General features: G+C 65.4%; 19 protein-coding genes. 5 read left to right on the forward strand and 14 right to left on the reverse strand.

Going from position 1 to position 23,199, the window contains the following annotated elements:
- Positions 1-8: 8 nt before the first annotated feature.
- Positions 9-1,145, reverse strand: a complete 1,137-nt coding sequence (locus AWB83_RS08995) for a glutathione-independent formaldehyde dehydrogenase (protein ID WP_087044432.1) — start codon at positions 1,143-1,145, stop codon at positions 9-11.
- 423 nt (positions 1,146-1,568) lie between these two features.
- On the opposite strand from AWB83_RS08995, the gene AWB83_RS09000 reads away from it, so the two are divergent.
- Positions 1,569-4,226, forward strand: a complete 2,658-nt coding sequence (locus tag AWB83_RS09000; RefSeq protein WP_244197638.1) for an ATP-binding cassette domain-containing protein — start codon at positions 1,569-1,571, stop codon at positions 4,224-4,226.
- Here AWB83_RS09000 and AWB83_RS09005 read toward each other — a convergent pair.
- The 10 genes from AWB83_RS09005 to AWB83_RS09050 all read right to left on the reverse strand — a co-directional run bounded on the left by AWB83_RS09005 (position 4,223) and on the right by AWB83_RS09050 (position 14,885).
- Positions 4,223-5,203 (reverse strand): UDP-glucuronic acid decarboxylase family protein, encoded by a 981-nt coding sequence (locus AWB83_RS09005; RefSeq protein ID WP_087044434.1) that lies wholly within the window; start codon positions 5,201-5,203, stop codon positions 4,223-4,225. The two genes, AWB83_RS09000 and AWB83_RS09005, sit on opposite strands and share 4 nt — an antisense overlap.
- Before the next feature lie 27 nt (positions 5,204-5,230).
- Entirely contained in the window at positions 5,231-6,190 is a 960-nt protein-coding gene (locus AWB83_RS09010) for a glycosyltransferase family 4 protein (RefSeq protein WP_087044436.1), read from the reverse strand.
- Positions 6,177-7,250, reverse strand: coding sequence for a glycosyltransferase family 9 protein (locus AWB83_RS09015; protein ID WP_087044438.1), 1,074 nt, complete (start codon positions 7,248-7,250; stop codon positions 6,177-6,179). Before AWB83_RS09015 ends, AWB83_RS09010 begins: the two co-directional genes overlap by 14 nt.
- Positions 7,247-8,299 carry a glycosyltransferase family 2 protein gene (locus AWB83_RS09020; RefSeq protein ID WP_087044440.1) on the reverse strand — a complete coding sequence of 351 codons (1,053 nt, stop codon included), beginning with the start codon at positions 8,297-8,299 and terminating at the stop codon, positions 7,247-7,249. Before AWB83_RS09020 ends, AWB83_RS09015 begins: the two co-directional genes overlap by 4 nt.
- The gene (locus AWB83_RS09025; protein ID WP_087044442.1) at positions 8,296-10,041 is read right to left on the reverse strand and encodes a carbamoyltransferase family protein; all 1,746 of its coding nucleotides are present in this window, start codon (positions 10,039-10,041) and stop codon (positions 8,296-8,298) included. The genes AWB83_RS09020 and AWB83_RS09025 overlap by 4 nt, the downstream gene beginning before the upstream one ends.
- Positions 10,042-10,043: 2 nt before the next feature.
- Positions 10,044-11,219: a glycosyltransferase family 9 protein gene (locus AWB83_RS09030; protein WP_087044444.1), complete on the reverse strand. Its 1,176-nt coding sequence runs from the start codon at positions 11,217-11,219 to the stop codon at positions 10,044-10,046.
- Positions 11,216-11,794 carry a D-glycero-alpha-D-manno-heptose-1,7-bisphosphate 7-phosphatase gene (locus AWB83_RS09035; protein WP_374729098.1) on the reverse strand — a complete coding sequence of 193 codons (579 nt, stop codon included), beginning with the start codon at positions 11,792-11,794 and terminating at the stop codon, positions 11,216-11,218. Before AWB83_RS09035 ends, AWB83_RS09030 begins: the two co-directional genes overlap by 4 nt.
- On the reverse strand, positions 11,791-13,059 hold the full coding sequence (locus tag AWB83_RS09040) for a glycosyltransferase family 4 protein (protein ID WP_087044446.1): 1,269 nt from the start codon (positions 13,057-13,059) through the stop codon (positions 11,791-11,793). Before AWB83_RS09040 ends, AWB83_RS09035 begins: the two co-directional genes overlap by 4 nt.
- Positions 13,060-13,243: 184 nt before the next feature.
- Positions 13,244-14,176 carry a glycosyltransferase family 2 protein gene (locus tag AWB83_RS09045; protein WP_087044448.1) on the reverse strand — a complete coding sequence of 311 codons (933 nt, stop codon included), beginning with the start codon at positions 14,174-14,176 and terminating at the stop codon, positions 13,244-13,246.
- A gap of 7 nt (positions 14,177-14,183) precedes the next feature.
- Positions 14,184-14,885: a PIG-L deacetylase family protein gene (locus AWB83_RS09050; RefSeq protein WP_087044450.1), complete on the reverse strand. Its 702-nt coding sequence runs from the start codon at positions 14,883-14,885 to the stop codon at positions 14,184-14,186.
- 238 nt (positions 14,886-15,123) lie between these two features.
- Between AWB83_RS09050 and AWB83_RS09055 the strand changes: the two genes are divergently transcribed.
- Positions 15,124-16,332: a zinc-dependent alcohol dehydrogenase gene (locus AWB83_RS09055; protein WP_087044452.1), complete on the forward strand. Its 1,209-nt coding sequence runs from the start codon at positions 15,124-15,126 to the stop codon at positions 16,330-16,332.
- A gap of 441 nt (positions 16,333-16,773) precedes the next feature.
- Positions 16,774-17,013 carry a hypothetical protein gene (locus AWB83_RS09065; protein WP_208636730.1) on the forward strand — a complete coding sequence of 80 codons (240 nt, stop codon included), beginning with the start codon at positions 16,774-16,776 and terminating at the stop codon, positions 17,011-17,013.
- 205 nt (positions 17,014-17,218) lie between these two features.
- On the opposite strand, the gene AWB83_RS09070 is transcribed toward AWB83_RS09065, so the two are convergent.
- From AWB83_RS09070 to AWB83_RS09080, 3 genes are all read right to left on the reverse strand, one after another.
- Positions 17,219-18,559 carry an MFS transporter gene (locus AWB83_RS09070; protein ID WP_244197639.1) on the reverse strand — a complete coding sequence of 447 codons (1,341 nt, stop codon included), beginning with the start codon at positions 18,557-18,559 and terminating at the stop codon, positions 17,219-17,221.
- A 63-nt stretch (positions 18,560-18,622) separates the two neighbouring features.
- Positions 18,623-19,612, reverse strand: coding sequence for a 4-hydroxythreonine-4-phosphate dehydrogenase PdxA (locus AWB83_RS09075; protein WP_087044456.1), 990 nt, complete (start codon positions 19,610-19,612; stop codon positions 18,623-18,625).
- Positions 19,613-19,711: 99 nt separating this feature from the next.
- Positions 19,712-20,590, reverse strand: coding sequence for a LysR family transcriptional regulator (locus AWB83_RS09080; RefSeq protein ID WP_087044743.1), 879 nt, complete (start codon positions 20,588-20,590; stop codon positions 19,712-19,714).
- A 320-nt stretch (positions 20,591-20,910) separates the two neighbouring features.
- Here AWB83_RS09080 and AWB83_RS09085 point away from each other — a divergent pair, with 320 nt between their 5' ends.
- Complete coding sequence (locus tag AWB83_RS09085; protein WP_087044746.1) at positions 20,911-21,879, forward strand: LysR family transcriptional regulator; 969 nt, start codon at positions 20,911-20,913, stop codon at positions 21,877-21,879.
- Positions 21,876-23,183: a C4-dicarboxylate transporter DctA gene (gene dctA / locus AWB83_RS09090; RefSeq protein WP_087044458.1), complete on the forward strand. Its 1,308-nt coding sequence runs from the start codon at positions 21,876-21,878 to the stop codon at positions 23,181-23,183. Before AWB83_RS09085 ends, dctA begins: the two co-directional genes overlap by 4 nt.
- Positions 23,184-23,199 lie beyond the last annotated feature (16 nt).

The following is a 23,199-nucleotide window of genomic DNA, read 5'->3' on the forward strand; positions in this document are numbered from 1 at the left end:
AGATTCATTCAGGCCGCGGTCTTGAGCACGACCTTGGTCCAGCCTTCCTTGCGCTCGTCGAAGTTCCTGTAGCCTTCGGGCGCCTGTTCCAGCGGCAATTCGTGCGAGATGATCCGGGATGGCTTTACCTTGTCCGCCGCGATCAGGTCGCGCAGCTTGCGGTTGTAGGCCTTCACGTTGGCCTGGCCGGTCGCCATGTGCTGCCCTTTCATCCAGAACGTGCCGAAGTCGAACGCGAGCTGTCCCTTCTTCATCAGCTCGTCCGGTGAGCCGGGATCTTCCGCGACGAACACGCCCACCACGCCGATCCCGCCGGTGGCGCGCACCGACTTCACCAGATTGTTCATCGTGAGGTTCGGCACCTCGTGGCCCTGACACGTGCACTGATAGCCCACGCATTCGCAGCCGCGATCCGCGCCTTCGCCGCCCGTCAGTTCGAGCACGCGATCGACGGCGCCGCCGTCGCTGTCGTCGACCGGTATCGCGCCGAGCTTTTCCGCGAGCCTCAAGCGATCGGGGTGCGAGTCGACGACCATCACTTTCGATGCGCCCTTCAGGTCGGCCGCGATCGTCGCCATCAGACCGACGGGGCCGGCGCCGTAGATCACGACGCTGTCGCCGGCCTCGACGCCCGCGAGGACGGCAGCGTGATAGCCGGTCGGAAAGATGTCGGACAGCATCACGTAGTCGTTCTCCTTCTCCTGCGCGTCGGGCGGCAGCAAAAGGCAGTTGAAGTCGCCGAAAGGCACGCGCAAATACTCGGCCTGGCCGCCGCTATAGGGTCCCATTCCCGCGAAGCCGTAGGCCGCGCCCGCCATGCCCGGGTTGGCCGTCAGACAGAAGCCGGTGAGTCCCTTCTCGCAGTTCTTGCAGAATCCGCAGCCGATGTTGAAGGGCAGGCAGACGCGATCGCCGACCTTGACATGCACGACCGCCGGGCCGACTTCCACGACCACGCCGAGATTTTCATGACCGAGAATGCGGCCGGTTTCCATGTTGGTGCGACCTTCGTACATGTGCAGATCGGAGCCGCAGATGTTTGTCGTGGTGATCTTGACGAGTACGTCAGTAGGCTGTTCGATGCGCGCGTCGGGCATGTCCTTCACGACGACATTGCGCGGTCCTTCGTAGACGAGTGCTTTCATTCATGGCTCCAGTGCTGGTCGAAAAAAGAGGACCGCTTGCGCGGCCATGCAATCAAATTCAGCATTGGATGTTCCCGAAATCACGTCGACGGGCGGCTCGCTGAATCGAGTCCATGCGCGCCGGGTTCGTCATCGATCTGGCGTGGGCATTGCTGAACAACCCGGACTCGGACTCGCGCGACCCGTATCGCCTCGCAAAGGAAAGGGCCAGATGAATCGCATTCTCCGATCCGGAATGATCCCCGCGCTCGCATGCGCATGTACGACTGGCGCCACGAACGCATGCGCGCGGCACAACGGCGCGCCACCCGGCAATATTTCATCGGATGGCGGTGCTTCCGGAAAGTCCGCGGGCTTGGCCGGCGGCGCGGACGCCGCGGGACAATCCGGAACCGACCCCGCGAAGCGCGAGGACTGGAACGCGTGACGCCGCACGCCTCGTCCGACAGGGAGCGCGCGCGCCTGCGCGGCCGCATCGTGGCCGATCTGTGGCGCGCCGTGTGGGCCTGGCGCCATCAGACGGCGGCAGCGGTCGTGCTGATGATCGGCGCGCGGCTCGCGGTCGTTTCGGTGCCGCTGATGCTCAAGCGCGTCATCGACGAGTTCAGTCACCCCGCATCGACCGTCGTATTCCCCGTCTTTCTGGTGCTCGCCTACGTGCTGCTGCGCTATCTCGGCGACGTGCTCAACGAAGCGCGCGATGTCGTGTTCAGCATCGTCACGCAGCGCACGGTGGCGTCGTTCACCGAGCGAACGTTCGAGCATCTGCACGCGCTCGGCGCGCGTTTTCATGCGCAGCGCGAAACCGGAGCGGTGGTGCGCGACGTGCAGAAAGGCGCGGACGGCATCGGCTTCCTGCTGGGCACGGCGTTCTTCACCATCGTGCCGGTGATGATCGAAATCGGCACGATCGTTGCCGTGATGGTGAGCAATTATTCGCTCGAATTCATGGCGATCATCGCCGTGACCTTCGTGCTGTATTCCGTTCACACCTTCGTTTTCACGCGCTATCGCATGCGCTTCCAGCGCACGGTCAACCAGCTCGAGGCGCAGTCCGACAGCCGTCTCGTCGACAGCCTGCTCAACTACGAAACCGTGAAGTTCTTCGCGAGCGAGAGCACGGAAACGCGGCGTCTGTCGGGCGTGCTCGAGGAATGGGTTCATGCGCGGGTCGCCAATCAACGCGCGCTCACGCTGCTGCACGTGGGGCAGAGCACCATCATCGCGCTCGGCGTCGCGGCGGTGATGCTGCGCGCGGCGCAGCTCGTCGTGGCGGGCGCCATGAGCGTCGGCGATCTCGTGCTCGTCAACGCGTACATCGTGCAGGTGTGCAATCCGCTGAACACGCTCGGCTTCGTGTTCCGCGAAACCAATGATGCGGTCGTGAACGTCGAGCGCATGTTCGATATCCTGCTCGCGCGCGGCCGGGTTCGCGAGGACGTGGATGAGGCGCACGCGAAGCCGCTCGTCGTGAGCGCGGGCGAGATCGAATTCGATCATGTGGCGTTCGGCTACGATCCGGCGCGGCAGATTCTGCGCGACGTCGATTTTCGCGCGCACCCGGGCAGGAAGCTCGCGGTCGTCGGCGGTAGCGGATCGGGCAAATCCACGCTCGTGAAGCTGCTGTTCCGGCTCTACGAACCGACCGCGGGCGCGATCCGCATCGACGGACAGGACATCGCGCAAGTCACGCAGAGCAGCCTGCGCGCGACGATCGGCATCGTGCCGCAGGACACCGTGCTCTTCAACGACACGATCGCCTACAACATCGGCTACGGCCGCCGCGACGCCACGCGCGCGGATATCGTGCAGGCGGCGCGCGCGGCGCAGCTGGACGGCTTCATCGAACGCCTGCCCGATCACTACGACACGCGCGTCGGCGAGCGCGGCGTGCGGCTCTCGGGGGGCGAGCGTCAGCGCATCGCGATCGCGCGCGCGATTCTCAAGAACCCGCGCATCATCGTGTTCGACGAGGCGACTTCCGCGCTCGATACGCGCTCGGAGCGCGCGATCCAGACGGAGCTCGACAGGCTCGCGCGCGGACGCACGTCGATCGTCATCGCGCATCGTCTCTCGACCGTCGTGAATGCCGACTGGATTCTCGTGATGGAGCACGGCCGCATCGTCGAGCAGGGACAGCATGACGAGTTGCTCTCGCGCGATGGCGTGTACGCGCGCATGTGGTCGCTGCAATGGCAACAAGGCGAGCTGGAGCATGCGCAGCGCAAGGTGTCCGCGCAGGCGGTCGGGCTCGATGCGCTCGTCGCGGGCGTGGTCGATGCGCTGCACGAAGAGATTGCCGCGCGAGGCGTGAATCTCTATACGGTCATCACCGAGCCTGGTTTGCGCGTGAGCGGCGACGCGAGCGTGCTGCAGCAGATCGTAGCCGAGCTGTGCCGCGTGCAGATCGGCGCGGCGGCGCGCGGCGAGCGAGTCGAACTGCGGGTTTTCCGCGAGGGCAATCACGCAAGCCTCACCGTGATGGGGCAGCGCGCGAGTCCCGCCGAACTGTCGCCGCGCCAGATGCGCCGGCTCGAAGCCGCGTTGAACGAGACGGGCGGCGGTTTCGCTGCGCGCTACATCGACAGGCATGTCGCCTACGTGGCGACGATGCCCCTGCGCCCCGTGCTCGACGACCCTGCGTTTGCCGCGGCCGCTCCCGCCGATGCGCTCATGGGAGTCACGGTCATGGTGCTCGACGATCAGGAAGATGCCCGTGACGCGCTCGAGGCGGTGCTCGAATCGGTGGGCGCGCATGTGGTGCCGTGCGCCTCGGGCGACGAAGCCCTCGAGCGCCTGCGCGGCCTGTCCACGGCGCAATGGCCCGACGTGCTCCTGTGCGATATCGTGCTCGGCGGCGAGCAGGACGGCTACGAGGTCTTGCGGCTCATCCGCGAGGAGGAGGCGAGCCGCGGAGTATCGCTCGGCGAACGCATGCCGGCGATCGCCCTGACGGGGCACGCGCAGGCCGAAGCGCGCTTGCGCGCGCAGGCCGCGGGTTTTCAGGCGCACCTGACGAAGCCGGTGCCCGCGCCCAGGCTCATTGCGGCCATCGCCGGCGTGACCGCGCGCACGCCTTAGGCGCTGTAAGCGGCGCGTGACTCGGCGGCTTCGAGGACGCGGCGGAAATGCTGCGCCGTGCGCCGCAGTCCCTCGTCGAGCGGCGTCGTGGGCGTCCAGCCGAGCGCATCGCGCGCGAGCGCGATATCGGGCCGACGATGCCACGGATCGTCGAGCGGCAAGGGCTTGAAGACGATCTCCGAAGACGAACCCGTCAGCGCGACGATGCGCCGCGCGATATCGAGCATCGAAAGTTCGTGCGGGTTGCCCAGATTCACGGGCCCGGTGAGCTCATCGGGCGTGTTCATGAGGCGGATGAAGGCGTCCACCATGTCGTCGACATAGCAGAACGAGCGGGTCTGCATGCCTTCGCCATAGACGGTGATCGGCTGTCCGGAAAGCGCCTGCATCATGAAGTTGGAGATCACGCGGCCATCGGATGGATGCATGCGCGGTCCATAGGTATTGAAGATGCGCGCGATCTTGATCGAGAGGCCGTGCTGCCGGCGGTAGTCCATGAAGAGCGTTTCGGCGCAACGCTTGCCTTCGTCGTAGCAGGAGCGCGGACCGATCGGATTCACGTTGCCCCAATACGCTTCCTGTTGCGGATGCACGTGCGCGTCGCCATACACTTCGCTCGTCGATGCCTGGAAGATCCTCGCGCGAACGCGCTTTGCGAGCCCCAGCATGTTGATCGCGCCATGCACGCTCGTTTTCGTCGTCTGCACGGGATCATGCTGGTAATGAATCGGCGATGCCGGACACGCGAGGTTATAGATCTCGTCGACCTCCACATAGAGCGGAAAGGTGACGTCGTGACGCATCAGCTCGAAGTTCGGGCTGTCGAGCAGATGCGCGATGTTGTCCTTCGTGCCCGTGTAGAAGTTGTCGACGCACAGCACGTCGTGGCCTTGCGCGAGCAGGCGCTCGCATAGATGCGAGCCCAGAAAGCCCGCGCCTCCCGTCACCAGAATCCGCTTTCTGAAGGTCTCTTTCATTTCGCCATGTTCCCTTGATGTCGAGTGCTAGCTGCACACGTAGCGCAATGTCTCGTCCCAGTCGCGGGCGAAGCGTGCAATGTGAAATCGTTCCAGCGCGGTTCGCCGCGCGCCTTCGCCGAGTCGCCGCGCTTCGGCGGGATCGCGCAGCAGGTGCTGCATCGCATCGACGAGCGCCCGGATATCCGTATGGATATAGCCGCTCTCGCCATTGCGAATCACGGTGGCGAGCTCGGTCGTGGCCAGCCCGACAATCGGCATGCCGATCGTCATCGCCTCGACGACGGCCAGTCCCAGGCTCGTCCAGCGGATCGGATTGAAGAAGAAGCGATAACGCGCGCTGAACGCCGCGAGCTCCAGATTGCCGACTTCGCCGATGCCGCCCGCCGACTGCGCATCCATGCCGACGAGATCGAGCGGCACGCGGGCGGCCGCCTGCGCATAGACGTCGCTGCCGAGCCGCCTGCCGCGCTGGCGCAGATGATTGATCACCGCGATGCCGCGCTCCAGTTCGCCGCTGTAGTGCACCCCATCGGGCACCAGCACGCCGTGCTCGATGACGCGCGTGGGCGTCTCGCCGCTGTCCCACATCAGCCGGTTGAAGTGCGTGACGTGCACGAGCAGCGTGTTGCGCTCCCGTACCCAGTGCGGCTGCTCGAACGGATTCTCCTGCGGTGGATCGTGCTCGATGTAGACACGCGGCAAGCGCCGCTGCGCATCGGTGAGGAGAGCGAGGCGGTCGTCGTCCCATTGATGTCTGTGCTGGAATAGCACGACATCGAACGATCGGGACGGCACTTCGCTTGCCGGCACTTCACGCACGTTGCCGCCGAACGGCAGCGCGCCGGCCGTGCCCGCGTAACCGGGCGGATAGCCAGGACGGGTAACGAGATAGAAGTCGTGCGGTGCCTGGCTCAGGTAGTACAGGTAGTTACCGTGGATATGCCACGTGAGCACGCGCAGGCGGCGGGAGCTAGTCGCGGGCATGAAGAAGCGTCTCCTCTCGGACGGTCGATCGAAGCTGCGCGAACGCCGCGTCGAGTACGGCCTGCACGCTTATGTTGAGCGCGCATTCGTGCCCATGAGGGCATGTGCGGAACGCGCAAGGGCGGCACGCCGGCCAATCCGCCAGCACGCGATGTCGCGCGTGATCGAGCGGCGCCCAGCGGCGCGTATCGCTGCCCGATGCGATCACGACGCTCGGCGTGCGCATCGCGGCCGCGACGTGCGAGAGTCCGGTGTCGTTGCAGACGATGAGCCTCGCTTTCGCGACGAGCGCGGCGAGCGCGCCGAGGGAGGTGCGCCCGGCGAGGTCGATGGCATGCGCGCCCGCATCGCCCGTCACGCGGACGGTCAGTGGCGCCTCGCTCGCGCTTCCCGTGACGGCGACTCGACAGCCTGCGTTCGATAGCGCGCGGGCCACTTCGCCGAAGCGTTCAACGGGCCATCGACGTGAAGGCAATTGCGCGCCAGGATGAACGAGAACGAGTTTGTCGAGATCTATCGCGTAGGTGTCGACGAGCGCATCGTATTCGCGTTTGTCGGTATCGGTTAGCGGAATCTCGAGATCGAGCGCATGCGCATCGATGCCGAGGCGTTGCATCAATGCGGTGTAGCGCGCGGGCTCGGGCAGTTCATCGGGCCACGGTATGAAAACCCCTTCGCGCGTGGCTTCATCGAGTTCGAGAAAGCCTGCGTTCAGACGCGCGCCCATGCCTTCCACGATGTCGTTCGCCACGCCGCCGCTTCCATGCAGCTGGATCGCGAGATCGAAGCGGCGCTCGCGCAGCGCGCGCAGGAATGCGGGCAGATGCGCATCGGTTTCCTCCTGTTCGGGGAAGCCGACCGCGCCCGGAAACACGATCAGTTCATCGAGCAGAGGCGCGTATCGGTTCACAAAGCTCGTGGCCCACGGCAAGCCGACCAGCGCGATATGCGCATGCGGATATGCATGGCGCAGCGCGCGCAATGCGGGCACCGCGCACAACATGTCGCCCAGTTGCAGCGCGCGAAAGATGACGATGTTTTCGATCGGTCCGGCGCTCATAGAAACAACACCCTGAATTTGAGCGCGCCGCGAATGCGCCAGTAGATCGACAGGTATGGGATGACCGCCGAAGTCCACAGCATCTCGGCGATATGTGCGGGCGTGTGAGCCGCGGTCTCGAGCCGCTTCAAGGTGAACCGGATCGTCATCATCGCCCACGCGAGCATGGCAAGCAACGCCGCTTCCGGCGCGCCCGCCACGAGCGATAATAGTGCGGCGATGAGCGCCGCGAACATTGCGTAGTAGAGAAGCGGCGGCCCGCGCCGGATGCGCGCGCGGAACAACTCGGGGTGCTTCTTGTAGAGCAAGGCATCGAACTGGCTCTTCTTCTGCTGTGAAATGCTTACGCCCCAGCGTGCGGGGCGAACGGGATGCAGCACCATTGCATCGTCAGCGCGCGCGATGACGAGTCCCGCCCGCATCAGCGTGAATTGCAGATCCGAATCCTCGCGCCAGGCCGCCGTGAAGCGCGCGTCGAATCCGCCCGTGCGTTCGAGCGCCGCGCGCGTGGCGAAGGCGTTCGCGGTGGCGAATTCCGCGGCCACGAGCCCGGCGGCATCGAGTTCGTAGTCGGTCGGGCGCTTCGGCAGCGGCACGACGATGCGCCCCGAGACCGCGTCCGCGCCCGCGTCGATCGCGCGCATGCCGTTGGCGAGCCAGCGAGGATCGGGGATGGTGTCGTCGTCGGTAAAGGCGATGCTTCTTGCGAGCGACGCGCGCCAGCCCGCGTTGCGCGCGCCCGCCGGGCCTTGGGTCGCCGTCACGGGCACGTAGCGGATCCGCGGCCCGTGTTCCGCGTGCTGTCGCGCCAGGCGCAGCACGCAGGCCCGGGTCGCTTCGTCGGGACCGTCGTCGCACACGATGATCTCGTAGCGCGCCGGATCGTACGCTTGCGCGGCGAGCGCGAGCACGCAGCGTTCGAGCATCGCGGGACGGCGATACGTCGGCACGACCACCGACACGTCCGGGATGAAATCCCCGCGCGGCAAGGTTGGCGCATTCGTCGCGCTCGTCTCGCCGTTTTCGAAAAGGCCGGTGTATGTGCTCATGTTCCAGCCTCCGGCTTTTCGACGAGGAACGAGCCGATCACGAGCGCATCGAGCGGCGAGGTCCAGAACGATTCGAGCGCATCGCGCGGCGTGTTCACCATCGGTTCGCCGCGCGTGTTGAACGACGTGTTGACGAGCACCGGCACACCCGTGCGTTCCCTGAACGCCGCGATCAGGTCGTAATAGAGCGGATGTTGCGCGCGATTGACCGTTTGCACGCGCGCCGTGCCGTCGATGTGCGTGACCGCCGGTATGCGCGCCTTCATCTCCGGACGCACATCGAAGACGAACAGCATGAAGGGCGCGATGCGCGCGTCGACGAACCAGTCGGCCGCATGCTCTTCCATCACCACAGGCGCGACCGGGCGGAAATCCTCGCGATCCTTGATCTCGTTCAGGCGCGCCTGCATCGACGCATCGATCGGCGATGCCAGGATCGAGCGCGCGCCGAGCGCGCGCGGCCCGAACTCGGTGCGCCCCTGATACCAGCCGATCACGCGGTTCCGCACGAGCAGATCGGCGGTTTCGCCCGCGATGTCCTGAAGCCTGCGATAAGGCGCGTGCGTCCATTTCAGGAGCGCTTCGATCTCTTCGTCACCGAATGCGGGGCCGAGATACGCGTGATCCATGCGCCACTTGCGGCTGCGATCGCCAGCTTTTTCCCGCTCGCAATAGTCCGTCCACAGCGCGGCGCCGAGCGCGGTGCCGGCATCGCCCGCGGCAGGTTGCGCCCACACTTCCTCGAACGGCCCCCGATCGCGCAGGCGTGCGTTCATCACGCAGTTGAGCGCGACGCCGCCCGCCATCGCGAGATTCGACAGACCGGTACGTTCGTGAAGCCACCTCGCGAGCTCCAGCGCGGTCTCTTCGAGCACGACCTGCAATGAATGGGCGATATCGAAATGACGTTGCGTCAGCGGGCCGCCACGTTCGCGCGCGGGACCGAAACGTTCGACGAGGCGCGGCGCATCCACGGTATAGCTGCCGTCGTGTCGATACCTCACGACCTGCCGAAAATGATCGACGTAAGCGGGCTTGCCGAACGAAGCAAGCGCCATCACCTTGTACTCATCCGACGAATGCAGAAAGCCGAGATAGCCGGTCACGGCTTCATAAAGCAAGCCTAGGGAATGTGGCAGCTCCACTTGTTTGAGCCGCTGATACTCGCCGTTCACGAATTGCCCGAGGCTCGTCGTGACGCCTTCGCCGCGTCCGTCCATGGTGAGCACGGCTGTGTCCTCGAACGGCGCGGCGAGAAACGCGCTTGCTTCGTGACAAAGGTGATGATCGACGTTGTGCCATGCGAAGCGCGGGGCGCGTCCGCCGCTCGCGAAACGCCGCTTCAGATGATGCGGCGCGCCGTCGAGCAATTGCCCCTTGGCGTTGACGATATAGCTCAGAAACAAGGGGTCCCAAGGCGATTCCGAAGGGTTACTGCTGGCCTGCGCAGAAGGGATCAGCGGCAACGCGATGCTCGCCTTCATGTCCTTCGGCATGCCGGAGAAAAGCTGCGGATCGTACGAATACGCGATGTGATCGACGTCGGCCAACTCGATGCGCGCTTCCTTCAGGCAATAGTCGATGGCATCGAAGGGAAGCTGCCACGTCGAGAACGGCACGGGGCGCTTCGCGTGCTTGACGTGCGTGAAGCGCTCGTCCTCGGCCGCGGCGATGACCATGCCGTCCTGTACGAGCGCCGCTGCGCTGTCGTGATAAACCGCATTGATTCCCAATGTGTACATGGCTAGAAGGTTCGTGTTGGCTTGTTGACAGGCGATGGGTTTTCTTCGATCAGCTCGAGCGCTGCCGCCACGACCTCGTCGACACTGACGCCGACGAGGCACGCATGATGTCCTTCCGGACACACGCTGCGATAGCACCAGCGGCACGGCACGTCGCGATAGAGCACGCGATGCGGCGTCTGCCACGGCATGTGCTGCGGATTCGTGAGCGCATAGAGATCGACGACGGGCGTGCCGAGCGCCGATGCGAGATGCACCGGTCCGCTGTTGTTCGAAACGAGCACGCGAGCGTGCTGTATCAACGCGGCGAGTTCACCGAGTTCGAGCGCGCCCGACAGATCGGTCGCATGACGGTTTGCGCCGCATGCTTCGCGGCATAAAGGACGCTCGCCGCGCGAGCCGGTGACGAGAATCGGCCATTGCAGTTGCCCGCTTAATCGCGCGATCACTTCCGCAAACCGCGCGACCGAATATCGGCGCGATTCGGCGCTCGCACCCGGATGCACGACGATGAACGGCGCGTGCGGATCGACATCGCTCGCGTGCAGCTTTTGCTCAAGCGACGCGGCGTCTTCGGGGCGCACGTTGAAGCGCATGTGTGTATCCGCCGTGCACGCGCCGATTCGAGCAACGAGTTCGAGCTGACGTTCGACTTCATGCCGCGTGCCGTGCTGCGGCTCGGTTTCCTGCGCCCAGTCGGTGAGAAGGCCGTAAGGGTTTTCGCGGCAATGCGCGAGGCGCAGTGGAATGCCGGCGAGATGACACAGCATCGCGGCGGGCAGCGGGTTCTGGCTGTACACGCTGAAGATCACGGCCGCATCGAATTGAGCGGCGTTGAGGCGTGCGCGCATCGCGAGATCCGCGAGGGGGTCGACGGGCGCATCCTGCTTGACCCACGGCGCGTCGTATTCGATCACGTCGTCGATCGCATCGATGAAGGGCGCTGCCGCCTTGCCCGCGCGCGATGCGAGCAAGGTCAGATGCCGTCCCGGCTGCGCCGTGCGCAGCGCGTGCAGCGCGGGCGTGGTCATCAACACATCGCCGAGATTGTCGAGACGGACGCAAAGGATGCGCTTCACGTCCGGGCCCCAGTCGCGCGCCTGATTCGCCGCGCTCTTGCGCGCATGCGCCTCGATGACCGGGGGCAACGTCGACGGAATCACCGGATCGCGCTTCATGCCGGACACTCCGCGTTGACGATGGCTATCGCAGCCTCGTGCATGTCCTTCACGACGATATCGGGCTCGCGTCCCGCGCCGCGCAGCCATTCGGTCTCGTTGCCGCTATCGATGAGCACGCTGCGGCAGCCCGCGCGATGACCGGCTTCGACGTCGTCGAGTATGTCGCCGATGAACCAGCTTCGCGAGAGATCGATATGATGCTCGCGCGCCGCGCGCAGCAGCAGTCCGGGCGCGGGCTTCCGGCATGCGCAGGTTCGTGTGTATTCAGGCACGACGCCTTGCGGGTGATGCGGGCACCAGTAGACATCCTCGAATAGAGCGCCCGCTTCCGCGGCGAGTTCATGCAGACGCGTCTCGACTCGATCGAGCGCGTGCCATTCGAACTTGCCCAGCGCGACTCCGCTCTGGTTGCTGACGACGAAAAGCGGCACGTCGCGCGATGCGAACAGGCGCAGCGCTTCGAACGCCCCGGGTGCGAGGCGCATCATGTGCGGATCGACATTCCAGGGCACATCGTCGAGCAGGGTGCCGTCCTTGTCGATGAAGACGGCGGCGCGTGGCGTCTTCATCATCGCGATCCTCCGCCCATCGCGACGCGTGCGTCCTGCGCTTCCTCTCCGCTCACGCGCGCGTAGACCTCCGCGAGCGCTTGCGCGACGCTCGACCACGTAAACATCGCGTTGGCGCGCGCGAGGCCCGCCTCGCCCATGCGGCGCGCGAGCATCGGATCGCGTTTGAGCGCGGCGATTGCATGCGCGAGCGCGGCCGGAGCTTTCGGCGGGACGAGCAGACCGGTTTCACCATGTGCGACCGAATAGCGGATGCCGCCCACGTCCGCGCCGATGACCGGCCTGCCGCACGCCATCGCCTCCAGCGGCGTGATGCCGAACGGCTCGTACCACGGCGTCGTCACGAACACATCGGCGGCGTTATAGAAGTGCTTCAGCTCGGCGCGTCCATGACGGCCGGCGAAATGCACATGCGTCTCGACGCCGAATTCGCGCGCGATGCCGCGCAGACGGACGATCTCCGGCGTCGCGATCTCGTTGGCCTCGTCGGAATTGCCGCCGACCACATAGAGTTCGGCACTTTCGCCATGCTCGGACTGGCACACGCTGAGCGCACGCACGACATTGTCGACGCCCTTGCGCGGCACCATGCGCCCGAGCTGCAGCACGATGAAACGGTCCTGCGGCCAGCCGAGCCGTTCTCTTGCTGCCGCCTTCTCGAGCGGGTGAAACTCCGCACGGTCGAAACCGCAAGGAACGAGATCGATGCGCGCGGGATCGGCGGCGTAGAGGTGGATCAGGTCGTTCTCGTCCTGCGGGCATTCGGCGATCACCGAGTCGGAACGCTTCACGAGCTCGTCCTCGATCTCGAAGCGCGCATCCGGAAAGCCGTCGGATTCGCCCTGATGCAGGCGTCTCACGCGGCCGAGCGCGTGAAACGTCGTGACGAGCGGCAGGCCGAGCACATCCTTGATGTGCAAGCCGACGAGGCCCGACATGAAGAAGTTCGCATGCACGATCGCATACGGCTGTGCTTCCTTCCGCATGAAGTCAATCATGAAGCTGGCGAACGCGCCCATGTACGGTAGAAGCTGCTCCTTGGGCAACTGCACAGGCGGCCCTGCCGGCACGTTTATCACGCGGAGATTCTCGAAGCGAGAGACGAGCGGCAATAAGGAACGATCGCGGCGCGTGAAGACGTCGACATCATGACCGATGCGAACGAGCTGGCGCGCGACATTCGCCACATAAATGTTCTGTCCGCCACTGTCCACGCCGCCTGCGATCGCCAGGGGCGAAGCATGTTCACTGATCAAAGCGATTTTCACGGGAGCCCCCTGTCATACGATCCCCATCGGCGCGTGCGAGGTGCACAATCGCGTGGATCAGTCGCCAGGTTTCAGCATTCGACGTGCCACTCGTGGCGTTGGTCGGAAGAACTACGAAACGATTTGCGGTTCGTCGTGGAGCGGACCAAATATCGTTTGGTTCGATGCACGGACGCGCGCGTTTTTACGCATCGCGTGTAGAACGGAAAGACGCCGATGCGTCTGCCTTCTTCGCGCGGCGCTCATCGTCTTCACGGACGATGCGGCGCATGTCCTGAACGTGCGGCGGGATCACGCGGCGCCTGACCATGGCCCACGCGATGCCACCAGCGAGCGCGGGCAGATCGCGCTTGAGCGAGTGTTCTGCGCGCATCACCGTCAGGGCTTCACGCGTGGCGTGCAGCGCTTCGATGAGAGGCAGGCGCATCCATGCGACCCACGCGGCGTTGCGCGCGAGGAGCCTGCGCCGTCGTGCGCTGTCGCGCAGCGGAGAAGGATGATGATGTAGAACGAGCTCATCCATGTAGACGATTTCGTATCCCGCGGACAGGACGTCGAGCGAGACGAGCGTCTCTTCTCCGCCAATGTGGAACCTGGGCTCGTAGCCGCCGACCTGCCGGAAGACGTTCGTGCGGAATACGCAGGCGCCCGCCATGTAGCCGACGAGAGAAGGGCCCGGCAATCCGTGGGTCGCAAGCGGGCTTTCGCGCATGCGCTCGCACGTCTCATCCACCGCGCCGTGTTCGCCGACGACGACGCGCGCGTTCAGCACTGCGACGCGCGGCGCGGCATCGAGTATCTCGACCGCGCGCGAAAGGGAGCCGGCGCTCCACCAGGTGTCGTCGTCGCAGAACGCGACATACTCCGTCGCGACGCGCGCGACGCCTAGATTGCGTCCTGACGCGCCGAGATTGCCCGGTGCGACGATGAGCTCGACGAAGGGAAAGCTTGCCGCGATGCGTTCGGCGGTTGCGTCGGTGGAAGCATTATCGACCGCAATGATCCGCGCGCGGTCCGGCAACGCGGCAAGTCTTGCGAGCGTCTCAAGAACCTGATCGGCACGGTTGTAAGTGAGCACGATCAGCGTGAGCCGTGCGTGGCACGAATCGGCAAACATTGCCCGTTCATCCATTTCGATCGGTCGTTCGAAGGCGCCAGAAGCGTTCTGGGGAGAGGACGTCGTCATAGCCATGCGGGCCGAAGGCTTTGAGCTGACTCGCATAGCATTGCACGGCGCGTTGCTTCGTTGCGCGACACGCAAGCGCTTCGGCATCGATCGGATCGGGGAGCGGTGTGGCTTCGATATCGCTGTTTGCGAGTTCGGCGAGCCGCATTTGCACGAGGCCGTTCATGCGCCGGTACAGACAGTCCTCGTACGCAATGCACGCAATGGATGTGTCGGAAAGGCTCGCCTCGCGCGCGGCCGCATGGGTGAGATGGTGATCCGAATGGAAAAGGCCGAGGGGAATGAACAGCGTGTCGCAGGTGCATTCGCGGATCACGTTGCGAATGGCTGCTGCGATTTCCCTCGCCGTGTTCGTCCTGCCTTGCGCATATTGCGAGTCGAGGAAGCCGAGATGCGCGGCACGAGCGCCGAGTATCTCCAGCGCGGCCACGTCCTCGGCCCGGCGCGCGCGCATGGCCTGATGCGCGTTCGCGAAGCCGCACTGCGTGTCCCAGTCCGTGACGAGCGCCGCGCGTGGCGCGCCCGTGAATACCGTGCACACGACTGCGCCCGGCGACGCCGCGAGCATGGCACCGCAGCTGAATACGGCATCGTCGAGATGAGGCGAAATCACGATCGTTCTGCGGGAGAACCGGGGCATGGTCGGCAGGTCCTGGCAAGTCGGTTTGCAGCCTTCGCAATGGACGTGCCTCAGTGCTTTTCGCTTTTGACTGACGATATGGGGCATGCGCTTCACATTGCGTCGTGACGCGCGAAGTTGCATGGCCGGCCGGGAAGGTGGTCAGGCGCGCGCGGGCGCACCTATTGCTGAAGCGCTGAAGTGGGCTCACTGAGTGTGCTCACTGAGAGCCGGACAGTTACTCCACGAGGAGCGTGAAATGAAAGCGGTGGTGTTTCATGCAATAGGCGAAATCTCGCTCGACAACGTACCGGACCCTCGCATCGAGCACGATCAGGATGCCATCGTGCGCCTTACGACGAGTGCAATCTGCGGGACCGATCTGCACATGGTGCGCGGCACGCTGCCGGGCATGGTGCCGGGCACGATACTGGGCCATGAGGGCGTCGGCGTGATCGAGCAGGTCGGCCGCGGCGTGCGCAACCTGAAGGCGGGCGACCGCGTGCTGATTCCGTCGACCATTTCCTGCGGCTGCTGTTCGTACTGCCGCGTGGGTTATACGGCGCAATGCGATCGCGCCAATCCGAACGGCGCGGCGGCGGGTACGGCGTTCTTCGGCGGGCCGAAGGCGACAGGCCCGATCAACGGGCTGCAGGCCGAGTACGCGCGCACGCCGCTCGCGCACGCAAGCCTCATCCGGCTGCCCGAAACCATCGACGACGAGCGCGCGATCCTGATGTCCGACATCTTCCCGACCGGCTTTTTCGGCGCGCAACTCGCCGAAGTGCGCCGGGGCGACACGGTTGCCGTGTTCGGCGCGGGGCCGGTGGGCCAGTTCGCGGTCGCCAGCGCGTTCATGCTCGGCGCGGGACGCGTGATCGCGGTCGATCGGCTCGTCGACCGCCTCGGCATGGCACGGGCGCAGGGCGCCGAAGCGGTCAACTTCGACGAGGAAGACCCCGTCGAGGCGATTCTCGCGCTGACGGGCGGAATCGGCGTGGATCGCGTGATCGACGCAGTGGGCGTCGATGCCGTTCGTCCGCAGGCCGGCCCGGCCGCGTCGCGGGACGGCGCGAAGCAGGGCGAGGCGGAAAGCCGCGCGGTGACGGGCGAGCGCAACGAATACGACGGCCACTGGATTCCCGGCGATGCGCCCACGCAGGCGCTCGACTGGGGCGTGGCCGCGCTGGCGAAAGCCGGCACGCTGGGCGTGATCGGCGTGTATCCGCCGAACGATCGCTTCTTTCCGCTCGGGGCCGCGATGAACAAGAACCTCACGATCAAGATGGGTAACTGCCATCATCGCGCGGTGACGCCCGCGCTCATCGAGCGCGTGAGCAACGGCTCGTTCGATCCGCTGCGCGTGCTCTCGACGCGCGAGCCGCTGATGAACGTGATCGATGCCTACAAGGCCTTCGACGAGAGGCAGCCGGGATGGATCAAAGTTGCGCTCGATCCCGCCGAGTGAGACCGGCGCATGTGGACCGGCGCACGGTTGCGCTCGCCGCGGCCGGTGCTGGCGCATGCGCGCTCGCCGCATGGGCGGCGATCGAATGGACGCGCCTGAAGCGCACGCCCGCGCTGAGCGACGCGAGCGCGCACGCGGGCATCACGGTGCGCTATACGCGGGCAGGGCCGTATCGCATGTTCTCGCGTCATGCGTCGTGCTCGGGCGGCCATGCGCAGCGGCTGCCCGTCGTGCTCGTGCATGGCCTCGTGATCTCGAGCCGCTACATGGAGCCGCTCGCGCTCGCGCTGCATGACGACTTCGACGTGCACGCGCCCGATCTGCCCGGCTTCGGCGAAAGCGCGCTGCGTGGACGTGCGCTCCCGGTGGCAGGGTGGGCGGCATGTCCGAGGGAATCACGGCGCGGCAGGCGCGCAGGCTCGATGTCGAAGGGGGCAGCGAATGGCTCGCGGGACTTGGCGCGCGCTGCTCGGGCGGGCGAAGCGCGAAGGGCGTTTTCTCGGCGTCGATGCGCGGCGCTATCCGCGCGACTTCGCGACCTTCGTTCGCTTCGGCCGCGCGCTCGCGCAACTCGGGCCGCGCTATGATCTTCCGCCGCCGATGCCGCTCGCGTTCTTCGAGTCCGCGTTGCGCGAGCACGGCGCGAAGCATGGCATCGTCGCGCACGACTGCAGCGCGTGAAGGGCGTGATCGGCGTCATCGAAGAAGCCGACGCGCGCATCGTCCGCCGGCAGGAAGCCACGCAGCGAAAGCAGCAGCGGGCTCGGGTCGCGTTTCCATGCGTCGCGCACTGGATGCCACGGTTGATCGCGAGCCGCGCCATCATCTTTCTCAGCCACATCCTCCGGCTTGGGCTTGCACTCGCCGGCGAAATGCATCGAGCATTTCAGCGGCCGGCCTTGACATGCGGCTCGCCGCTCGCCGGATGGCTTTCGCCATCGAGCCGCGCCACTTCCGAGCGCGCGTCGATCGAACGATCGGGCCGAATCTTCAGCGTCATCACCGTACCGAGCAGCAGGAACAGTAGCGAGCCCGCGAACGGCAGGCTCCAGTTGCCAGTCGCATCGATCACCGCGCCGAAAACCACCGGGGAGATGATGGTCGCGAGCGCGGCGCCCGTGTTCAGCGTGCCGCTCGCCGTGCCCGCGTGTTGCGGCGCGACGTCCATCGGCACGGCCCAGATCGGTCCGATCGTCAGTTCCAGCATGAAGAACGCGCCCGACAGGCAAGTCGTCACGACGGTGAGATCGCGGCTCATCATCACGGGAATCATGAAGACGAACGCGCCGATCAGGCTGAGCGCGATCACGCCCTGACGCGCGAGCTTGAGGCTGCCGGTGCGCTTGAGCACGCGATCGCTCAGCAGGCCGCCGAGCACGTCGCCGACCACGCCCGCGAGAAACACGCCCGACGAGAAGATCGCGGATTCCTTCAGGTTCAGTCCATAGCCGTGCAGGAAGTACAGGGGCACCCAGCTAAAGAACAGCGTGTTGCTCCACACCTGGCAGAAGTACACGAAGATCGACGGCGACATGCGGCCCAGAATGCGCCGCCACGGCGTGGCCGTGCGCGTCTGCGATTGTCCGGCGATCTGCGCGGGCAAGAGTGCGAGCTCGGTGTCGTTGATGCCGCGATGCGCGCGCGGATCGTCGCGGTAGTACAGCACCCACACGACGATCCACGCCGCTGTCAGCACGCCGACGATGATGAACGACAGACGCCACGAATACAGCGTCGCGAGCAGCGCGACGAGGGCCGGCGCGACCGCATTGCCGAGCCGCGACGACGAGTGCGTGATGCCCTGCACGAAGCCGCGATCCTTGGTCTGAAACCAGTTGGCGATGGCGCGCGCCTGCGCGGGCAGCGCCGCGCCTTCGCCGATGCCCAAAAGCAGCCGCGCCGCGCACAATGACGCAAGCCCGCCGACCAGTCCCGTCGCGATGGTGGCGACGACCCAGATCGAGCCGCAGATCAGGAGCGTGCGGCGTGCGCCCATACGATCCGCGAGCCATCCGCCGATGATCTGGAAGATCGCATAGGTGTAACCGAATGCCGAGAATGCGATGCCGAGCGTAGTGTTGGATAGCCCGAGCTCCGCCTTGATCGGACCGGCTGCGGCTGCGAGATTGACGCGGTCCAGATACAGGATGAACGACATCGCGCACAGCAGCGCGAGCACCATGCGCTGGACGTGTGTGCGTGCGGGACGCATCGATTGCGAATTCATGTCTCCTCCGGGGATGAATGCCGTTGCGGCGCGATATGCGCCGTCGGTCTGCGTTCAGTTTTTTTATGCGGCTCGGACGGTCGCGGTCTGCTTCGAGCGCGCCATCCGGCAGGCGAGATCGAAGGCGTGCGCCATCGCGGTGGCGCTTGCCTTGCCCTTGCCAACGATGTCGTAGGCCGTGCCGTGCGCGGGCGTCGTCACCGGAATGGGCAGACCGCCTTCGACCGTCACGCCGACTTCGAAGCCGAGCAGCTTGGTCGCGATCTGCCCCTGGTCGTGATACATCGTGACGATGCCGTCGAGTTCGCCCGCGCCGGCGCGCAGGAAGATCGTGTCGGCGGGAAACGGCCCGGTCGATGCGAAGCCGCGCGACTGGGCGAGCGCCATGCCGGGCTGGATGATGTCGGCCTCTTCGCTGCCGTAGTTGCCGTGATCGCCATTATGCGGATTCAGCCCGCACACGCCGATGCGCGGCGCATCGTTGCCCGAGGCGCGCAGCGCGGCCGTGAGCATGCCGATGGCATCCGCCACCGCCTGCGGCGAAAGATGCGCGGAGACGTCCTTGAGCGGGATATGCGACGTCACGCGCGCGGTCCACAGCGGGTCGAGCACATTGAGTTCGCCGCACACGCCGCGATGCTCCAGGAGCCTGGCGAACCAGCGCATCTCGTCTTCTTCCTTCATGCCGCCGGCGCGCAGTGCGCTTTTGTTGAGCGGGCCGAAGCACACCGCATCGGCGCGGCCTTCCTGCACCATGCGCACCGCGAGACGCAGCGAATCGAGCATGAAGCGGCCGCTCGCCTCGCTGATCACACCGGGCGCGAACACGGCATCGCTGCCCGCCCAATCGGGAATATCGAGCCAGTCGGATGCTTGCGGAACGGGCACGCCTGCAGCAGCGGCGCCTCGCGCCAGCGCTGCATGATTGGAGATGAGCGTAATGTGCGCGCTGGCGTGCGTGGCCGGATCGGCCAGCAGATGCGCGATGATTTCGGCGCCGATACCGGCAGGGTCGCCGATGCTGAGTGCGATACGAACGGGTTGATCGGACATGAATTCTGAAAGCGATGGCGGTGGGAACAAGCCGCGCCTTGAGGCGAGGCGATTCCCTACGATAAGGACAATCGCCGCCGCTGGCCATCGCTCATTCGGCTATGCAGGTTTCGCGTTTTGCGAAACCGGCTGCGACAGCAGATCCAGTATGGAGAGGGTCGATGAGGCAATGTCGTCGGCGGGCAGATGGCAGAGCAGGAACTGCCGCGTGGGCCAGATGCCCTCGACGTTGTCGCCGTCCGCGATCGGCAGGATGCGGAAGCGCTTGCCCTTCGCCAGCGCGCATGCGACCCCGCGCGGCATCACGCCGATTCCGACGCCCGCCGCGACCATCGCCGTCATGCTGTCGAAACTGCCCACCCGGATGCGCATGTGCAACTGACGGTCTGCCCGATTCGCGAGCCGGACGAGCGCCGTGGAGATGGCCGAGCCTTCGGTCAGGCCGATCACGTCGCAGCCGAGAATGTCGTCGACGCTGACCTGCCTGCGCGCGGCGAGCGGATGACTGGGCGTTGCGAGCACGACGAGCCGGTCCTCGCGATACACGCGCGTCGGAAACGCCAGCCGCCCGAGTGAGGCTTCATAGATGCCGATATCGACGACGCCGCGCGTGAGCGCCTGCATCACGCCATGGCTGTTGAGTTCCTGCAGATCGATATCGATGCCGGGATGCGCCGCATGGCAGCGCTGGATATCGTCGGCGAGAAACTGTAGCACGGCCGATGTACATGCCGCGATCTTCACGATGCCGCGGTCGCCCTTGAGGAAGGCGGACGCATCGTCGGCCATGCGCGCGGCCGAGTGAATAATGCTGCGGGCGTGGGCGAGCAGCGCGCGGCCGGCGTCGGTGAGCGTCATACCGTGGGGCCGGCGTTCGAACAGCGCCACGCTGAACTGCGCTTCCAGCTCGCTGATGCGCCGCGATGCGGCGGCGGGCGCGAGCGCGAGCCGCTCTGCGGCCTTGGTGATCGCGCCCATTTCGGCGGTCGCCTCGAACAGGCGCAGAGTGGTGAGATCGAACCGTATTCGGTCGGCGCGGCGGTGCAATTGGATGGTAACCGGAAGGAAAGTGCTTCGATTCTAGCGCGTGCCTGCGATATGAGCTGAAAGTCCGGGTGCGGCCATAAAGGGACAACTGCGTCCCGAACGCGAATGTCGGCTGACTGTGCGAAACCGGTCCGTCACACTCATGTCAGTGGCACCCCATCAAAGGCTGCGGAGACGACCGTCGTTCGGGTGGAGGGGATCTCGGCTGAATCATGCAAAAATAGTCGGCATCTAAAATGCGGAGGACGGCCGTGGGCGTTAACTTCGACTTGAACGACTTGCAGGCCTTTCGCGCGGTGGTGGAACTGGGAAGCTTCCGAAAGGCCGCCGAGGCGGTGAGCATTTCCCAGCCGGCCTTGAGTCGTCGGATCGACAAGCTCGAGGAAGCGCTCGGCGTGCGTCTCTTCGAGCGCACCACGCGCAGCGTCACGCTTACCACCGTCGGTCGCGTGTTTGCCCCGAGCGCGGAACAACTGCTCGATGACCTTGACGTCGCGCTGCTCGGCATTCGCGATGTTTCATCGAGCCGCCTGGGTCATGTGACTATCGCCTGCGTGCCATCGGTGGCGTACTACTTTCTGCCGAGCGTCATCGCGAGCTATCATCGCCGCTTTCCACGCATCCGGGTCAAGCTCCTCGATTCGAGCGCGAACGAGGTGCTGGGCGCCGTCATCAGTGGCGAGGCTGATTTCGGTGTGAGCTTCATGGGCAGCCAGGAGTCCGAGATCGAGTTCAAAGTCCTGCTGCAGGAGCGGTTTGTTGCTGCCTGCCGCCGGGACCATCCCCTCGCACGCAAGAAGCGCGTGACCTGGAACGAGCTTTACGAGCACGATTACGTCTCGGTGGACAAGACTTCCGGCAACCGTCTGCTGCTCGACCAAGCCCTCTCGACCGTGGCGCCACGTGCGCCTAGCGTCTGCGAGACGCGACACGTGACGACCATGCTCGGGTTGATCGAAGCGGGGCTCGGCGTCGCCGCAGTGCCGTCGATGGCCATGCCCGGACATGACCATCCGATCCTCACGAGCGTGCCGCTCGTCGAACCGGTGGTCAAGCGACGCGTGGGAATCGTAAGACGGCGCGGACGGCCGCTCACACCGGCCGCACAGGAGTTCCACCGGACGATCATCGAGACGAAGCGCGCCAGCGTCCCAAGCAGTGATGCCGTGGGCAATAACGTAACGGCTTCAGTGAAGACAAGAAGGAAGACCGCATCGTGAGGTTGGCAAGACCGCTTCGTTTGCTCTATGTGCAAGTCCTGCTGGCCATGGTGCTCGGTATGACCCTCGGGCACTTCTGGCCGGCGACGGGCGCGCTGCTCAAGCCCCTCAGCGATGCGTTTGTCGGGCTCGTGCGGATGATGATCGCGCCGATCGTCTTTTGCACGATCGTCTCGGGTATCACGTCGCTTGCCAGCGGGAAGGCCATCGGACGCACGATCATCCAGGCCCTGGCGCTTTTCTATCTCCTGACGGCCGTCGCGCTCGTGCTCGGACTCGCCATCGCGTTCGTGCTGCGACCTGGCGCCGGCATGCACATCGACGTGCTTCATCTGGATTCAAGCATCCTCGCGCAATATGCGAAGCACGCGCAGGCGGGCGGGCTTGTGGCCTTCGGGTTGAGCGTGATCCCGGAGACGATGCTCGGCGCCTTCGAGAAGGGCGAGGTGCTGCCGGTGCTGCTGCTCTCGCTCCTCTTCGGCTTCTCGCTGAACTCTTATCCGCGAGCCGGCCGGCCCGTGCTGACGCTTATCGATGGCATCGCCCAGATACTCTTTCGCGTGCTCGCGATGATCATGCGGCTGGCTCCGCTCGGGGCGTTCGGCGCGATGGCTTTCACCGTGGGCCGCTTCGGCATCCGCTCGGTCGGCTCGCTCGGTATGCTGATGGTGTCCTTCTACGTCGCATGCGTGTTGTTCGTCGCGCTGATACTCGCGCCGCTCGCGCGCCTGCATGGTTTCGCGCTTTGGCGACTCTTGCGCTATATGCGTGAGGAACTGCTCATCGTTATCGCGACATCGTCGACGGAGCCGGTGCTGCCGCGTTTGATCGTGAAGCTGGAGGCGCTCGGTTGCGACAAGGGCGTCGTGGGGCTCGTGCTGCCCGCAGGCTATTCGTTCAATCTGGACGGCACCGCGATCTATTTGACGCTCGCTTCGATGTTCATCGCGCAGGCGTGCGATGTGCCGCTTTCCGCGCCGCAGATCGCGACGATGCTCGCCGTCATGTTGCTGACTTCCAAGGGTGCGGCCGGCGTGTCCGGCAGCGGGCTGGTCGCGCTCGTCGCTACGCTCACGGTGATTCCCGATCTGCCGGTTGCCGGGGTGGCGCTGCTGGTGGGCATCGACCGGTTCATGTCCGAGGCGCGCGCGCTGACGAGCGTCATTAGCAACGCTTGCGCAGTGATCTTCGTTTCGATGTGGGAAGGCGCGTGCGATCGCGCGCGTCTCGCACAGATGCTCAGGACGGCCGAGCCAGGCCGCCCGGACGTTGCAAATGACCCCGCGACGGATACCACGGGGTGACGGGAAGGCTAGCTGA

This window comes from Caballeronia ptereochthonis (assembly GCF_001545075.1).
Taxonomy (GTDB): domain Bacteria; phylum Pseudomonadota; class Gammaproteobacteria; order Burkholderiales; family Burkholderiaceae; genus Caballeronia; species Caballeronia ptereochthonis.